Genomic DNA, 16,647 nt, shown 5'->3' on the forward strand with positions numbered 1-16,647 from the left:
TGATAAATTGTATGCTCAAATGAACGAAGCAGAGAAACGGGAGTTCCTGTCGCAGTTAGTGGATAATGTACAGATTTACGAATAACGCAAAGAGAATGGTCAGTGGCTGAAATTCATAGAATTTAAGTTGCCGATTATGGAAAAAGGAGAATCCTATTTGAAACAGAAAAAGATGAAGTGACAATCGGTTCCAGCGCAGCAGAATATCTGACTTAGGTTGCTTCTGTCGGTGACCAGCAGGACAGCTTTGAAATGCGCTATGAGGATGAGAATATATGGCTTACACAGAAGATGATGACCACATTATATGATGTGGATGTTCGTACGATCAATGAGCATATTAAGAAGATTTATTCCGACTCGGAACTTGAGGAAGATTGAACTATTCGGAATTTCCAAATAGTTCAAACCGAAGGTTCACGTCAGGTTACACGCGATACCAAGCATTATAACCTTCAAATGATTATCGCGGTCGAATTCAAGGTAAATAATGAGCGTGCAGCAAAAACAACCAAGCAGTTCTTTGCAAAGGTGCAGAACAAGATGCATTATGCAGTTCACGGACATACAGCAGCGGAGTTGATTTATGAGCGAGCCGATGCAGATAAGCCACATATGGGGTTAACTACATGGGCAGCAGCTCCTGAAGGCAAGATTGTAAAAAGTGATGTCAGCATTGCGAAGAATTATCTTTCAGAGAAGGAAATGCGTTCATTGGAACGTATTGTATCCGCTTAAGATTCTGGAATCGGTGTGGGGAGCGGGATACCGCCTGAATAAGTAGGGAGATGTACAGTATGTGGATATTTTATGCGATAGGTTCTTCTTTTTTTGCGGGAATCACAGCGATTCTGGCAAAATGCGGAATTAAGAAAACGGATTCGGATGTGGCAACAGCCATCCGAACCGTGGTGGTATTGTTGTTTTCCTGGCTCATGGTACTGATTACCGGAACATGGGGCGGGATGACTCAGATTCATGGTCGGACGCTTTTGTTTCTTGTTTTGTCAGGATTGGCGACAGGCGCATCGTGGCTGTGCTATTTCCATGCCCTTCAGAAAGGGGACATCAATAAGGTTGTACCCATTGATAAATCCAGTACCGTACTTTCTATTCTTTTGGCGCTCATTTTCCTTTGCGAAGGGATTACAGGAGCAAAAATAGTATCTGTATTGTTGATTGGAATCGGAACCATGATGATGATAACGAAAAAGGACATAGAAACAGATTCCGGGAAAAAGAGCGGCGGATGGCTGATCTATGCGGTGTTGTCAGCGGTATTTGCCAGTCTGACTTCTATTTTGGGGAAGCTTGGAATCGAAGAAATTGATTCCAACCTCGGTACGGCAATACGTACCACAGTAGTGTTACTTATGGCATGGTTCATGGTATTTGTTACCGGAAAACAGAAAGAGATAAAGGCGATAGAGAAGAAGGAATTATGTTTTATTTGCCTGTCGGGACTGGCAACGGGAACGTCATGGCTCTGTTATTATCGGGCATTACAAGAGGGACCGGCAAGCGTGGTAGTCCCGATTGATAAGCTCAGTATGCTGGTGACGATTGCCTTTTCATGGATTGTATTTCACGAGAGGCTGACAAAAAAAGCGGCAGTTGGCGTTTTGCTTATTACAGCTGGAACGGTTTTACTGGCGATTATTTAAAAAGCGTTTAGGAATTATTTAGAAATTTACCTCCTGTTTAGTAAGATAGTTCTTTGTTAGTTCTTCGTAAATTGAATCCTCTAATCTGATACTGATGGTTTTCATTTTAAGCATCTCCTTTCTTTGTTTGAAAAAATATACGCAAATTTGAATCACATAGCAAGCAATAGCTTTCTTTATTTTAAAAGTTTCCGATATCCGGATGGCGAACAGCCTTTTTGTTTATGAAACAGCCGACTGAAATACAGTGGGTTATCGTAACCGACAATGCGTGCAATTTCATTTACGGCGTAATTTGTGGTTTCTAATAACATCTGAGCATTAGTGATCCGGATGGAGGTGATGAACTGCATAGGTGTTGTACCGGTGAATTTTTTGAAATTCCGAATAAACCAACTGACACTCATTCCTCTGGAAGCAGCATATTCTTCAATGTTGATATCACGGTTATAGTTTTCGTTAAAATAGGACGCTGCAGTGTCCATTTCATGATCGAGGTATTCGTTTTTTATTACACGTTTGCGAGTAAGCTCCCGGTGAAAAATAATCAGTAAATGACGCAATAGTAGTGTCAGCATTTCTTCGTAGTCCTCCTGGCATCTTTGTAATTCTAAAATAATTCGTTTAAAAATACGTTCATATTCCAAAGAAGTTCCCACATGGAAGATACGCTGGTCATCGGAAAAACCGTAGTTTCTTAAAATGTTCTTTACATCGCTTCCGGTAAAATGTACCCAGTAAACTTCTGTTTTATCAATGCCATAGTATTCATATTTCTGAAATTCTTTTGGGCGGTAAAGTACTATGTTTCCTGCTGTAACGACAGTATCGTCATCTGTGTTGTCAAAATGAAAATGAGCCCGTCCGGCTGCTATATAGATGATTTGAAAGTCAAGTCTTCCTTTGGGACGATAAGTTGGAAGCTTTGGGTGTGAGGATAGGCGATAGGTGCCACAGCTTCCTACAATAAGTGGTCGGCTTTTGTCTTTGAAGTCGATAAGGGAGTGGTTGTGATAACCGGAATTTATATACATTTTGAATCCTCCTTTGGAAAGTGAAATATTTGACTGCACGCAGTTCATGATGAGCTGGAGATATAAAGTGAATGTCACCTCAAAACCTGCGGTTTTTCGGTGAGAGCTGCGCTCATATAGTTTTAGCTGTATATCAATATTTGACTGCAAGCAGTCAATATTGGTATACAGCTAAAACTGCATTCACTTTAGTGTATCATTTTGTGCATATTTTGTCCATTTCTGTTTATAGACATTTTTTTGGCAAAAATGTATGATGGTTTCAAGGTAATACAGGGACGGAAGAGGATGGGACACAGGCTGTATTTTATTGATTGCCTAATGCGGTGGACAAAAAAATATATATTAAAGGAGGATTACACAATGGTCGTACCACGCTTTTATGAAGATTTGAATGTTATGCACCACAAGACAATGCCGGCGAGGACATATTACATTCCGGCATCAGTTCGTATGAATGATCTGGTGGAGCATCGGGAAAGATCGGATCGTTTTCAGTTGTTAAACGGAGAGTGGAAGTTTCAGTATTATAACAGTATTTATGATGTTACGGAATCATTTTACGAGAAAGGCTATGATGTTTCCGGGTTTGATCAGGTAACTGTTCCGGGTGTATGGCAGATGGATGGTTATGACACGCATCAGTACACGAATATTCGTTATCCGTTTCCATTCGACCCGCCATATGTGCCACAGGATATTCCATGTGGAGCATATGTTCATAACTTTGAATATCACAGAGAAAAAAAGGCATCAAAAGCATTTCTGAATTTTGAAGGCGTCGATAGCTGTTTTTATGTATGGGTAAATGGTACTTATGCCGGATACAGTCAGGTACCTCACGCTACCAGTGAATTTGATGTAACAGATTTGTTGAATGAGGGGGAAAATACATTAGCAGTTCTGGTGCTCAAATGGTGTGATGGATCGTATTTGGAGGATCAGGATAAGTTTCGGATGAGTGGCATTTTCAGAGATGTTTATTTGCTGAAAAGACCGGAAAAGACAATCAGAGATTATCACATTACGACAGATGTAGAAAAAGACAGCGTTGTTGTGAAATTGGATATGCATTTTGCAGAACCAGTGGAAACGAAAGTTACTATAGAAGATAAATATGGAGCAGTCGTAGCAAGAGGGGAAACAGCAGAGAATGGTGTGTTAGAACTGACCGTGTTAAATCCGGTTTTATGGAATGCGGAGAATCCTTATTTGTATCAGGTTATTTTGACAATGCCGGATGAAGTGATCGTGGATCGGATTGGTTTCCGGACGATTGAAATTAAGGACAAGGTTGTTTATTTTAACGGAGAAAAGATTAAATTCCGTGGAGTCAACCGCCATGATTCTGATCCGGAGACAGGATTTGTGATCGATGTCCGGCAGATCAAAAAGGATTTAATGTTGATGAAGCAGCATAACTTTAACGCTATTCGTTCCAGTCATTATCCAAACGCACCACAGTTTTATCAGATGTGCGATGAATATGGATTTATGGTGATTGACGAGGCGGATATTGAGGCGCATGGACCATTTATGCTGTACTGGAAAGAGGACACAGACCAGAACCGTTTTCACCGTTGGAATGAAAAGATTGCAGATGATCCGGCATGGGAAAAGGCGATTGTGGACCGCGTCCAGCTTATGGTACAGAGAGATAAAAACCGTTCTTGCATTGTAATGTGGTCTATGGGAAATGAAAGTGCGTATGGATGCAATTTTGAAAAGGCGCTTGCATGGACAAAGAAGTTTGATCCGGACAGGATCACACAGTACGAAAGTGCAAGATACCGTAATTATGATATTACCTATAATTATGACGATCTGGATCTTTACAGCCGGATGTATCCGTCACTGCAGGAGATAGAGGATTATCTGAAAAATGACGGAAGCAAACCGTTTCTGCTGGTAGAATACTGCCACAGCATGGGAAACGGACCGGGAGATTTTGAAGATTATTTTCAGATGATTCATAAGGATGACCGGATGTGTGGCGGGTTTGTCTGGGAGTGGTGTGATCATGCGATCGCACATGGAACGGCAGAAAATGGAAAGACCAGATATTATTATGGAGGGGATCATGGAGAAACCATTCATGATGGCAATTTCTGTATGGACGGGCTGGTCTATCCGGATCGTACACCGCATACGGGACTGCTGGAATATAAAAATGTCTATCGTCCGGTGAGAGTCGTGTCTTATGTCCAGGAAAACGGACAGATGGTTCTTCACAATTATATGGATTTTGATGATTTGAAGGATTATGTGGATATTTTCTATGAAATGACACAGGATGGCTTGACGGTGGAAAAAGGAAAGCTGGCAAATGTTATTGCAGCACCTCATAGCGATGCGGAAGTGGAGTTGAAGCTGCAGGTTCCAAATACCGGTAAGGTTTATCTGAAGCTTATTTACCGGTTGAAAAAGGAAATGCCGTTGCTTGAACAGGGGTATGAATTAGGTTTTGATGAAATAAAGCTTGCAAATGAGGATGATAGAAACCGACAGGCTGTAAAGTGGATGGAGCAGGAAAAACCAGGCGAAACCATTGATGTCAAGGAAAACGATAAGCAGATCGTGTTACAGGCAAAGGATTTTACTTACGTTTTAGATAAGCGTACCGGATTGTTTGAGAACCTGCAGTTTGCCGGAAGAAGTTATATTAACCATCCAATGGAATTGAATATTTGGCGGGCTCCGACAGATAACGATATGTATATAAAGCAGGAATGGAAAAAGGCACATTATGATGCTGCTTATACCAGAGCATACCGCATAGAAGTGCTTCAGAACAAGCATGGGGTATTGATCATGGAGCATGTGGCAGTAGTAGCTGATACCGTACAAAAGATTTTGGATGTGGAAATGACATGGAAGATCAATGAGGACGGGAAAATAGAGGCGGTTATGGAGGCAGTAAAAGATAAAGAATTCCCAGATCTGCCAAGGTTTGGAATTCGGATGTTTTTGAATAAGAAAATGGATGAGATTACTTATTTTGGAATGGGACCACAGGAAAGCTACCGGGATAAACATCAGGCTTCCTGGCATGGATTATTCCGTTCGAAGGTGGCTCAGATGCATGAAGACTATATTCGTCCACAGGAGAATGGAAGTCATTATGACTGCGATTATGTAGAGCTTACAAACGGTCAATGTGGAATTGCAGCAGTTTCAAAGAATCCATTTTCGTTTAACGCTTCTGTTTATACACAGGAGGAGTTGGAACGGGCAACACACAATTACGAATTGAAAGAATCGGATAGCACCGTATTCTGTATGGATTATGCAATGAATGGAATTGGTTCAAATAGCTGCGGACCGGATGTTTTGAATAAATATCGGTTTGCTGAGGAAGCATTTCAGTTTCAGTTTGAATTCATTCCGTTTGTAAAAGGATAATACAAGACACTTGATAACCAAAGCAAATTGTTTCTAAATAACAAATAGTGAAGGAGCGATTCTTATGGAGGAAAAGAAATACTTAAAATGGTACAACAAGATAGGATACGGATCCGGTGATATTGCGGGAAATGTAGTGTATGCATTCCTGACATCATTTGTGATGGTATATCTGACAGATACGATTGGATTGGCATCCGGTATAGTGGGAACACTGATTGCCGTTTCCAAATTACTCGATGGATTTACAGACATCTTTTTTGGATCAATGATTGATAAGACGCATAGTAAGATGGGAAAGGCAAGACCATGGATGCTATATGGTTACATTGGTTGTGCAATTACATTGGTAGCCTGTTTTGCAGTGCCAACAAGTCTTGGCAGGACGGCACAGTATGCGTGGTTCTTTATTGCGTATACGCTGTTGAATGGAGTGTTTTATACGGCAAATAACATTGCTTATTCTGCTCTGACATCACTTGTTACCAAGAACAGTAAAGAGCGTGTGCAGATGGGTTCTTACCGTTTCATTTTTGCTTTTTCAACCAGTCTTCTGATTCAAGCAGTTACTGTTGGATTTGTTGCAAAATGTGGTGGAGATGCAGCCGCATGGCGTATGGTTGCAATTATTTATGCAGTGATCGGATTAGTTGTGAATACTATTTCCGCATTATCTGTTAAAGAACTTCCGGAAGAGGAATTAAATGAAGGAGCCACAACAGGCGAAGAGGAAAAATATGGGCTGGTTCAGGCATTCAAGCTGCTGGTAAAGAATAAATTTTATCTGATGATCTGTGGTACTTATATTTTGCAACAGTTATACAGTGCAATGATCGGTGCCGGTATTTATTATATGACCTGGGTTTTGAAAAACAAAAATCTGTTTGGACAATTTGCCTGGGCGGTAAACATTCCTCTTATCATTGCATTAATCTTTACACCAACACTGGTTGGAAAGTGGAATGGTATGTATAAGTTGAACTTGAGAGGTTACATCCTTGCTGTGATTGGCAGAGCTCTTGTTGTTGTTGCCGGATATATGGGAAGTATTCCTTTGATGATGGCATTTACAGCATTAGCAGCATTAGGACAGGGACCTTGGCAGGGAGACAGGAATGCAGTGATCGCATCTTGTTCCGAGTATACATACCTGACACAGGGAAAGCGTGTGGATGGTACGATGTATTCCTGTACTTCACTTGGCGTTAAGATTGGCGGAGGTATTGGAACGGCGGTCGTAGGATGGCTCTTAGAACTTAGTGGTTATGTGGGAACACATGCTGTTCAGCCACAGTCCGCGTTGAATATGATGCAGTTTATGTATCTTTGGCTGCCACTGATCTTTGATGTACTTATTATGTTTATCCTTTCCAGAATGAATGTGGAGGAGACAAATGTAAAGCTCAAAAAAGAAAAGGGAATTACAGTAGAAACCGCTCAGCAGTAATGAGCAGAAACTGGTAACAGGAAAGCATTGTCTTAATTGAATAAACAATTACAGGCAATGCTTTTTGTTCCGTAAAGAAAAGGAGATGGGTTTGTGGTGACACATGATTTGATAAAAAAAAAAAATGGAATGTATGATGAAACATTGAAAGATATTTATGTGGATGGAAATGGCATAAAAGTCATCCAAATGGATATCAGAATGTGTGAAGGGGGGAGGTGTCATGATTAATGAGTATATCAATGAACTTGTGGCGTATGGATTGAACCAGGGATTGGTTGATCCGGAAGATGAAGTATATGTGACGAATCGCCTTCTGGAATTATTTCAATTGACAGGGCATGAAGGAACAGCGAAAGAGGTTAGATCAGAAAGAGAATTGTCACAGATTTTTATTATCAGTTTAGCCAGGCAACAAATTATATTAGAAAAGATCGAATTGCAAAGGATGAGAAATGGACAGCAAATACAGAATTTGGTGCAATGGATATAACCATCAATTTATCAAAACCGGAAAAAGATCCTCGTGATATTGCAAAGGCAGGAAAAGCAAAAAAATCGGGGTATCCGAGTTGTTTGCTGTGCAAAGAAAATGAAGGTTACGCCGGACATATTTCTCATCCGGCAAGACAAAATCACAGAATTATTCCGATTACATTGTGTGGAGAACAGTACAATTTACAGTATTCGCCGTATGTGTACTATAACGAACAATGTATTGTCTTCAATGATCGACATATTCCAATGAAAATTAATAAGGCAGTTTTTGCCAAATTGTTGGATTTTGTAAAACAGTTTCCACATTATACAGTAGGATCAAATGCAGATTTGCCAATTGTAGGTGGATCCATATTAAGCCATGATCATTTTCAAGGGGGAGAATATGAGTTCGCAATGGCTAAAACACCTTATGAGACAGAAATTTCATTAAAATAATTTCCAGATATTCATGCAGGAACTGTGAAATGGCCTATGTCTGTTATTCGTCTACAAAGGGAATAACACAGAGTCGTTGGTAGGGGCTGCTGACCGTGTCCTGTCTTGTTGGCGTGGATATACAGATGAAAAAGCATTTATTTTCAGCGAAACGCAAGGAATATCTCATAACACGATGCGCAGGTGTTTACAAAAGAACACCGGAAGGACAAGCTGCCTTCAAAAAATTTTTGGAGTGCATATAAAAAAAGGACCATTTCACATTTGTGAAGTGGTCTGCTTTTTCAGTATTCAGTTTTCACAAATAGTCCTTTTAGCCAGATTATGCATGATATACATGCTCAAAGTATCCTTCATAGAAAGCTAAAAGGTTGTTCATATAATTTTTGAATTTGTTCATTTTGTATTCCTCCTTTCCTTATTTGCAAGTTCATTATAGGACAGGCTGGATAAGAATGCTTGCCAAATTAAAAGAAAATGTAGACAAATGTTGCAGAGAAAATCAAAAATTAAGTAATAAAGGGGAGACGTATCAATGCATTTTACATTTAAGGAAACAAAGGAAGAGGTATATGCGGCGCAAAGAGTGTCAAAACATGTATCTCCACATTTACATAATGCATTGGAAATTGTGTGCGTAACGGAAGGAACACTTGAGATGGGAGTGGGGCAGGAACTATATCATATGGAAAAGGGTGATGTCGGATTCGTCTTTTCCGATATTATTCATCATTATCAAGTGTTTTCAGAGAAAACGAGCCGGGCGGATTATATCTTGGTTCCGTCTTCTTTTGCAGGAGTATTTGAAGATAAAATACAAGGATATGCTCCTGAATATCCGGTTATTCGTGCGGGGCAGATCGAACCGGATGTTTATAATGCAATTCAGGCAATTATCCAAATGCAGAAAAAAGACCCCATGATTGTTCAAGCTTATGTTCAAATTGTGCTGGCAAGATGTATAGGAAAAATGGAATTGGTGGAAAAAAGTTGTGTGGGAAGCGATGATTTGATATACCGAACGGTATCATATATATCAGGAAATTTTAGAAAAAAATTTTCTCTAGAGGAGATGGCGCATGATCTTGGAGTAAGTAAGTATGTCTTGTCACGAGTATTTTCTAAAACATTTCATCGCAATTTCAATCAGTATCTTAATGATGCCAGATTGGGCTATGCATGTACAAGGTTAGTGAATTCCAGCGATACAATCCTTGACATCTGTTTGGATAGTGGTTTTGACAGCCAGAGAACATTTAATAGAGTGTTTAAGGAACGCTATAGAATTACTCCGAGCGAATATCGAAAATTAAAACGATAAATGCAGCAGAGGCAGGAAGGAACTTCTCGACATCCTTAAGCTAACTTTGTGTATTCTTGATTTCTGAATTACTATTCTGCTTTATAAACCTAATTTTGAATAATTCTGAGTGTGTACCAAGTCTGTAAAGCATGAGTATTAAAAAGTTGTTCCGAATGCAAAGGAATGGTTCAAAACTGAAAAAAGCACAACAAAGACAGCGTAGATTGTGGTATACTATTTAGGTAGAAAGGAAGAATCGTACCATTGATTGGCAGAAGAAAGAAACAGCAAGGGCTCAGATGCGAAAGATGGTTAAGCGTCTTCTTAAGAAATATAAGTATCCACCGGAAGATTATGATTTTGCAATAAACACAGTAATCAATCAGTGTGAGCTTTGGACGGATAATGTGGAACCGCGAGCAGAGGAAAAGCTTTATAAATATGTGTCGGAAACAGAACTGAGTATGGTAGCAGAGACACCGGCTCCTTATGGAGAAAAGAAGTAACGGGGGTATAATATGGATGCACGTAAAGGTAATATTTATGAGATACTGAATGGAAATAAACAGTTTTTAATTCCTGTTTACCAGAGATTCTATAGCTGGGATATAGAACAGTGCAAACGACTTTGGAATGATATTGTAGAAATGCAGAGAAAAGGAAAAGTGGGTCATTTTGTTGGATCTATTGTTAATATCGCTGAACAGGCAATGCCGACAGGTGTTCAGAAATATATGATTATTGATGGTCAACAGCGAATGACTACATTAACACTGCTTCTTTTGGCTCTGCGCGATTATGCAATCAAGAATCCAGGTGATACATCAATCAATGCTCGTCGTATAGATAATATGCTTTTAAAAAATGAGTATGAAAATGGTGATGAGCGATATAAATTACTGTTGACTGAAACAGATCGGGATATTCTCATAAATCTTGTTGAGGAAAAGCCAATAGCAGAGGGCACTCGATCAAGATTGATTGAAAATTACAAGTTTTTTGCTGATAAATTAGCAGATAAAGAAATTCTTCCTGCTGAGGTATATGAGTCAATTGGAAAATTGCAAATTGTTAATATTACATTGGATCGTGCTGTTGACGATGCACAGGCAATTTTTGAAAGCTTGAATTCTACCGGTAAGGAACTTTCCGAATCCGATTTGATTCGCAATTATGTTTTGATGGGACTGGAGCCATCAGAGCAAATATATGTATATGAGCATCTCTGGCGTCCTATGGAGCAATTGTTTGTTTATGAAACACAAGGAACAGTAATGGATGCTTTCTTTCGTCATTACCTGACAATGAAACTTGCCCGTATTCCAAAGCAAGGACGTGTATATGAGGAATTTAAGTTGTATCATTTAAATTGTGAATTTGGAACCATCAGAGAACTTTGCCAAGATTTACTGGATTATGCAAAATACTATACAAATATTGTATTCAAGCGGAATTCTGATTTGGATCTAAAGAAATTATATGAGGATATTATTGATTTAAGAATGGAAGTATCCTATCCATTCTTATTGAAGATTCATCATGATTGTACAGACGGAATAATAACGTCAGATGAGTTGAAGGAAATTTTGAAACTTTGTATTAGCTATGTATTGAGACGTGCAATTTGCGAGATCCCGACTAACTCGATGAACAAAACATTTGCAACGTTGAAGAATTATATCAGACCAGATGATTACCTGAATTCTGTTAAGGCATTTTTCGTGATGCAGGATACTTATAAAGAATTCCCGGATAACGATAAATTTGAAGGTGCATTTGTAAGCCGTGATATTTATAATATGCGTGCTAGAAATTATATTCTTAGCCGTTTGGAGAATTTTGAAAAGAAGGCTCCAATTATTATAGAAAATTATACCATAGAGCATATAATGCCACAAAATAAAAATCTTTCTTCGGAGTGGCAAGCTGATCTCGGTGCTGATTGGCACGAGGTCCAGAAAAAATATTTACATACAATTGGAAACCTTACTTTGACTGCATATAACTCTGAGATGAGTGATAGACCTTTTAGGGAAAAAATGAATATGCCAGGAGGTTTCAAAGAAAGTGCACTCAGGCTCAATAAATATATAGTGTTGTTAAATGAGTGGAATGAAAAGCATATTCAGGAGAGAGCAAACATGCTCGCAAAAAAAGCAGAATCTATTTGGCCATATCCTTCTCTAACAAATGTGGAACTTGCACCATATCAGGAAGAAAAGAAAACAGCACAGAAGTATTCTTTAGAGACATATGATATAAATGCATTTACAAAAATGTTGTTTACATCTTTGGATAAACGCATTATGAATTTATCTCCGGATGTAAAGAGGGAGTATAAAAAGTTGTATGTAGCATATAAGCTGGATACTAATTTTGTTGATATTGTTTTTCAGAAACAAAGATTGCGTATTTCAATTAACATGAAGTTTACTGAGGTTAACGATCCTAATGGAATCTGTAAGGATATTACCGATTTAGGTCGTTGGGGAAATGGAGATGTTGAGTTATTTATGGAGCACCAGGATGAACTAGAACAGATTATGGAGATAGTGAAGCAGTCTTTTGATGCACAGACAGAATAAAGATTTTGGGACGAAATAAGGAGGAAATCCAATTTGAAAAAGAAAAAAGATGAAGTAACAATCCGTTCCAGTGCAGCAGAATATTTGACCTATGTTGCCTCTGTCGGCGAACAGCAGGACAGTTTTGAAATGCGCTACGAGGATGAGAATATATGGCTCACACAGAAGATGATGGCCACGTTGTATGACGTAAGTGTGGCTGCGATTAATCAACATATAAAGAAGGTCTATGACGATTCAGAATTGGAGCGCAATTCAACTATTAAGAAATACTTAATAGTTCAAAAGGAAGGTTCACGCCAAGTGAGCCGAGAGGTGGCACATTACAATCTTCAAGTGATTATCGCAGTCGGCTTTAAAGTGAATAATGAGCGTGCGGTACAGTTTCGTAAATGGGCCAACAGCATTGTCAAGGACTATACCATCAAAGGCTGGGCCATGGATGATGAACGTCTGAAAAATGGTGGTTCAGTGCTTACAAAAGAATACTTCGACCGTTTGCTTGAGCAGATTAGAGAAATTCGTTTGTCTGAGCGTAGGTTTTATCAGAAGATAACCGACATATATGCTACAGCTCTTGATTATGACCGTACTGCAAAAACAACCAAGCAGTTCTTTGCAAAGGTACAGAACAAGATGCATTATGCAGTTCATGGTCATACGGCAGCAGAGTTGATTTATGAGCGCGTAGATGCAGATAAGCCGCATATGGGATTGACTACATGGGCAGCAGCACCGGATGGCAAAATAGTAAAAAGTGATGTGAGCGTTGCTAAGAACTATTTGAGTGAGCAGGAAATGCGTTCATTGGAGCGTATTGTATCTGCTTATTTGGATTTGGCAGAAGACCGTGCAGAACGTCATATTCCAATGACAATGGAGGACTGGTCAAAGCGTTTGGATTTATTTCTGATGGCTGATGACAGAGAGGTTCTTCAGGATGCAGGTAAAATTACAGCAGAAATTGCCAAGGCAAAAGCTGAAACTGAATTTGAAAAATATCGTGTTGTTCAGGATAGATTATTTATGTCTGACTTCGATAAGTATATGTTGGAATTAGAGGAAAACGAAAAGAAATAGTGTCCTGATTTCGGGGTAAGACGATGCCTTTTATGCGGAAACAGTTCTCCGATGACTAATTTACTAAAAGGCTAGTAGAAAAATTGTGCAAGAAATAGAATTAATAGTTGGGGAAGTAATGAAAGATCCTGAAAACATAATAGAAAACCTGAAAAAGAGAAAAAAATAAGCTGACCCCAGGGGCAAAGGAATTCTTGGTTTACACCTACTCCCATTCGGGAACCCAGCCGTATCCATCACGAGTTAGCGTATTCATAGTATAGCATATGCAGAAGATAAGTCAATATTCTAGGTAAATTATTTATGAGCATTGACTTTTGTTATTTTTTTGCGTAAAGAGTAACTCTGTTTTTGAAGAGGACTAGATGGTTCTATTTACTGAAACATCAATATATTGTTTTATGGTGAGTTTTTCTTTATCTGTTGGAAATATCATTCATAGCATGGGAGAAGCAGTCGTTCATTGCCATGGCGTTTTGCTGCAGCTTCTGTGGATAGTATCCAAATGTTCAAACTCTATCCGGAGGGCAACGTGGAGGCAAGAGTGAAACGAAATGGTGTCAAAAGAATATATTTTTACTGCAACCGCAGTGGACTGTTTTTATAGATCTGGTCAAGGGGATTGATGACAAAGAGAGCGGTTATGATGATTCCGGGGAAAGGAGAAAATTGGAAGAAGCCGCCAGGATGTTGTTTGGTTAGAAATAGAGCTAAAATAGGGGGCTTATACGTAATTGTGTATAAGCTCCCATGCATTGTTAGGGCATATGAACAACAGTAACAGTTTATTATATACTAAATGGAATTGTAAGTACCATATTGTTTTTGCACCGAAGTACAGAAGAAAAGTAGCGTATGGTAAGTTAAAGGAGGATATATGCGATATTATTAAAATGCTATGTCAACGTAAAGGTGTCAATATTATCAAGGGGGAAGTGTGCCAAGATCAATTATATTCATTTATTGGCAGAGATTCCACCTAATTTGAAATATAAGTATGGAAATCGACATTTTTGGTGTAGGGGATATTATGTTGATATGTTTACGGGTGAGCCAGTAGAGAAAAAACAATAAACAAAGCCCAGGGGGCTTTGCAGGTGATTGATATGGACAACAAAGAGTATATCTTGTCCGGTGACATAGTTGGTGTTCAATGCATTCCCACCACCTACTCAAAAAACGGAATCACCATATTTTCAAAGGCATCCCGCATTTTTGGATGGCGGATCAGGAAATGGATCGCAGGGGTCTTGTTCTTTGATACCATTACCCATTTCTTTTCGTGGATACAAATCTGGATATTGCGGAAAGCGGGGGCGGTATTTTCTACGAAATCATAGCCGGAATGCTGTTTTTTATATTCCTGTATCAGGCGCAAATGTTCCTGATAATCCTCCCAGGTATAAATGATGTCTTTTTTGTAGAACATGCCGGAAAGAGGCAGCACCATTGGAAACTGTTCCTGCTCTTCTTTTGAAAGAACTGGGATTTCTTCCGTAATGCGGCTGTGGAACAGGATTTTGTCTGCAATCTCACGCTGCCCGGAAATGTACTGCTGGATCTGCATTTGTTCCTCCTGGGGAATCTGATTATGATTTAAAATCCGGGTAATGAATTCTGTTGTCGTTGTATGTAATGATAAGGAGGACAAAATAGCATACCGGTTTCCTTCTGTTTCTGCATCCTCCTGTAAAAAAGAATTATAAGCCGGTGAATGATCCTCACGATATATTTCCATCAGAGGAGATGCTTTTGATAGAAGGCGGTTTGCACGTTTTTTATAATAATTTACTTCTTCCTTGTTTTTGGTCAGGTAATATTTTCCTTCACGATGGTAACCTTTGATGGCTTCTCCGGTCAATGCCACACTTCCTGACACCTTTAGAAAATGAGAAAAAACATTGTCCTGTGTCCCTTTGAGATAATAGGGAGAAATCTGTCCTGTCATATACATTGGTATCCAGCTTTCCAGTCCTAACATCATATCTTCAAAGGAACGGTCGATATTGTGGATCTGGTTTAAATGCAATCCTTTTTTCAACATCATAGCCATACCAAACATCCACTTTTTGGGAAAATCGGGGTCTTTTGCCATTTCGCCCATGGGCATATCGCTGTACATGATGACGGGTTCAAGGGATCTGGAAAGTACAGTTGCCTTCAAAAAAGCCAGTTCACTGTTCATCATTTCTTTTAATCCGAAATAATTTTTGGAGGTCGGAAGCTGAAAAGGAACCGAAGGCACTTTTAACTCATTAAAGTGGATTGCCCGTATGTATTCATCCAGATTAAATTCATCTAATTTCTCAAGAAAATTTTTCATATAATTTTTTGTATTGGCCGATCCGGTTGTAAGCCATTCGAAGAGTAATGCTTTGTAAATGTCAGGATCTTTCAGATCATCGGATTTGCAGCCGATCAAGTCTGCAACCAATGCTCTTTGCGGATTTTCGTGGCAGCGGCGGACGACGAAAGTTGTAACACCGGAAAGAAATTCTTCCGGGTTGGCGGGCTGCCGGTGTCCGTTTCTGATACGGGAAATATAGGAGGCATCATAATTTAAAAATCTGGAAAGCTCAGAAACACTGATGGGCAGAATATCCAGCAGTTTGTTCAGATTATTTGGAAGCTTTTTCATATCTACCGCACTGTTTTTGAGAAGGGGTAAAAAATCATTTGTCACGGATGATATTGTGATATCAGCAATTTTCTTCTTTTGGGCAATACAAACGATTCCTTCTACGAGATTCGGAAAGTTCTCTGATCCTGCTTCGGGGATGCGGTCACCGGAACGGTAACGGCTTATGGTTGCAGGAGAAAGTCCGGAGTATTCCGATAAATCTCTGGCAGTGCAATCCAGTAGTTCTATATATTCGGCAAGTTTATCTTTAAAAAGCATTTTGACTCCTCCTTGTCCTTGAAATATCTTTAATATTATTATACAGCGATTGAAGCGCAACACAATACGAAAATTTCCAAAATGGCATTGACTGTTTGGAAAGGAGAATAGATGCATAGGACATTCAAAGTTATAATTCAGATATTCAGACTTCCCGCAAGCTGTTAGTGACAGGGAAATCTCCGGACACAGATCTGGGTATTCAGGTCGTTAAAGGGCAAAAATCATATTCAATACCCCGGAACATCAGAAACAGTATGGGCGTATTATAGTTCTTGGTGTGGGAAGGTTGAAGCA

8 protein-coding genes and 4 pseudogenes are annotated in these 16,647 nt (G+C 39.3%); 10 read left to right on the plus strand and 2 right to left on the minus strand.

Annotation, left to right across the window (positions count from 1 at the left end; all coding sequences use genetic code 11):
- Positions 1-150: 150 nt before the first annotated feature.
- Together rhuM and H8704_RS02500 are read left to right on the plus strand one after the other, a co-directional pair.
- Positions 151-735: pseudogene (gene rhuM, locus H8704_RS14350) on the plus strand (RhuM family protein); the annotation flags it as partial.
- 62 nt (positions 736-797) lie between these two features.
- Positions 798-1,664 (plus strand): EamA family transporter, encoded by an 867-nt coding sequence (locus H8704_RS02500; protein WP_249297182.1) that lies wholly within the window; start codon positions 798-800, stop codon positions 1,662-1,664.
- Between the two features lie 176 nt (positions 1,665-1,840).
- On the opposite strand, the gene H8704_RS02505 is transcribed toward H8704_RS02500, so the two are convergent.
- Positions 1,841-2,698: a helix-turn-helix transcriptional regulator gene (locus tag H8704_RS02505; RefSeq protein ID WP_249297183.1), complete on the minus strand. Its 858-nt coding sequence runs from the start codon at positions 2,696-2,698 to the stop codon at positions 1,841-1,843.
- Positions 2,699-3,061: 363 nt separating this feature from the next.
- On the opposite strand from H8704_RS02505, the gene H8704_RS02510 reads away from it, so the two are divergent.
- The 8 genes and pseudogenes from H8704_RS02510 to tnpA all read left to right on the plus strand — a co-directional run.
- Complete coding sequence (locus tag H8704_RS02510) at positions 3,062-6,100, plus strand: glycoside hydrolase family 2 TIM barrel-domain containing protein (RefSeq protein ID WP_249297185.1); 3,039 nt, start codon at positions 3,062-3,064, stop codon at positions 6,098-6,100.
- 64 nt (positions 6,101-6,164) lie between these two features.
- The gene (locus H8704_RS02515; protein ID WP_249297187.1) at positions 6,165-7,547 is read left to right on the plus strand and encodes an MFS transporter; all 1,383 of its coding nucleotides are present in this window, start codon (positions 6,165-6,167) and stop codon (positions 7,545-7,547) included.
- Positions 7,548-7,770: 223 nt separating this feature from the next.
- Positions 7,771-8,661: pseudogene (locus H8704_RS14355) on the plus strand (UDP-glucose--hexose-1-phosphate uridylyltransferase); the annotation flags it as partial.
- A 357-nt stretch (positions 8,662-9,018) separates the two neighbouring features.
- Positions 9,019-9,804, plus strand: coding sequence for a helix-turn-helix domain-containing protein (locus tag H8704_RS02525; protein WP_249297189.1), 786 nt, complete (start codon positions 9,019-9,021; stop codon positions 9,802-9,804).
- 242 nt (positions 9,805-10,046) lie between these two features.
- Positions 10,047-10,292: pseudogene (locus H8704_RS02530) on the plus strand (type I restriction enzyme endonuclease domain-containing protein); the annotation flags it as partial.
- 12 nt (positions 10,293-10,304) lie between these two features.
- Positions 10,305-12,371, plus strand: a complete 2,067-nt coding sequence (locus H8704_RS02535; protein ID WP_249297193.1) for a DUF262 and DUF1524 domain-containing protein — start codon at positions 10,305-10,307, stop codon at positions 12,369-12,371.
- A 33-nt stretch (positions 12,372-12,404) separates the two neighbouring features.
- Positions 12,405-13,451 (plus strand): virulence RhuM family protein, encoded by a 1,047-nt coding sequence (locus H8704_RS02540; protein ID WP_249297195.1) that lies wholly within the window; start codon positions 12,405-12,407, stop codon positions 13,449-13,451.
- A gap of 767 nt (positions 13,452-14,218) precedes the next feature.
- A pseudogene (gene tnpA, locus H8704_RS02545) lies at positions 14,219-14,489 on the plus strand (IS200/IS605 family transposase); the annotation flags it as partial.
- 130 nt (positions 14,490-14,619) lie between these two features.
- Here tnpA and H8704_RS02550 read toward each other — a convergent pair.
- Positions 14,620-16,350, minus strand: coding sequence for a helix-turn-helix domain-containing protein (locus tag H8704_RS02550; RefSeq protein ID WP_249297196.1), 1,731 nt, complete (start codon positions 16,348-16,350; stop codon positions 14,620-14,622).
- Positions 16,351-16,647: the final 297 nt, after the last annotated feature.

The sequence above is a fragment of the Jutongia huaianensis genome, from assembly GCF_014384985.1.
GTDB classification, from domain to species: domain Bacteria; phylum Bacillota; class Clostridia; order Lachnospirales; family Lachnospiraceae; genus Jutongia; species Jutongia huaianensis.

What these genes read in the sequence shown, in the direction of transcription:
- H8704_RS02500 (WP_249297182.1), top strand. Translation starts at nt 798, where the DNA reads ATGTGGATATTTTATGCGATAGGTTCTTCTTTTTTTGCGGGAATCACA.
- H8704_RS02505 (WP_249297183.1), bottom strand. Translation starts at nt 2,698, where the DNA reads ATGTATATAAATTCCGGTTATCACAACCACTCCCTTATCGACTTCAAA.
- H8704_RS02510 (WP_249297185.1), top strand. Translation starts at nt 3,062, where the DNA reads ATGGTCGTACCACGCTTTTATGAAGATTTGAATGTTATGCACCACAAG.
- H8704_RS02515 (WP_249297187.1), top strand. Translation starts at nt 6,165, where the DNA reads ATGGAGGAAAAGAAATACTTAAAATGGTACAACAAGATAGGATACGGA.
- H8704_RS02525 (WP_249297189.1), top strand. Translation starts at nt 9,019, where the DNA reads ATGCATTTTACATTTAAGGAAACAAAGGAAGAGGTATATGCGGCGCAA.
- H8704_RS02535 (WP_249297193.1), top strand. Translation starts at nt 10,305, where the DNA reads ATGGATGCACGTAAAGGTAATATTTATGAGATACTGAATGGAAATAAA.
- H8704_RS02550 (WP_249297196.1), bottom strand. Translation starts at nt 16,350, where the DNA reads ATGCTTTTTAAAGATAAACTTGCCGAATATATAGAACTACTGGATTGC.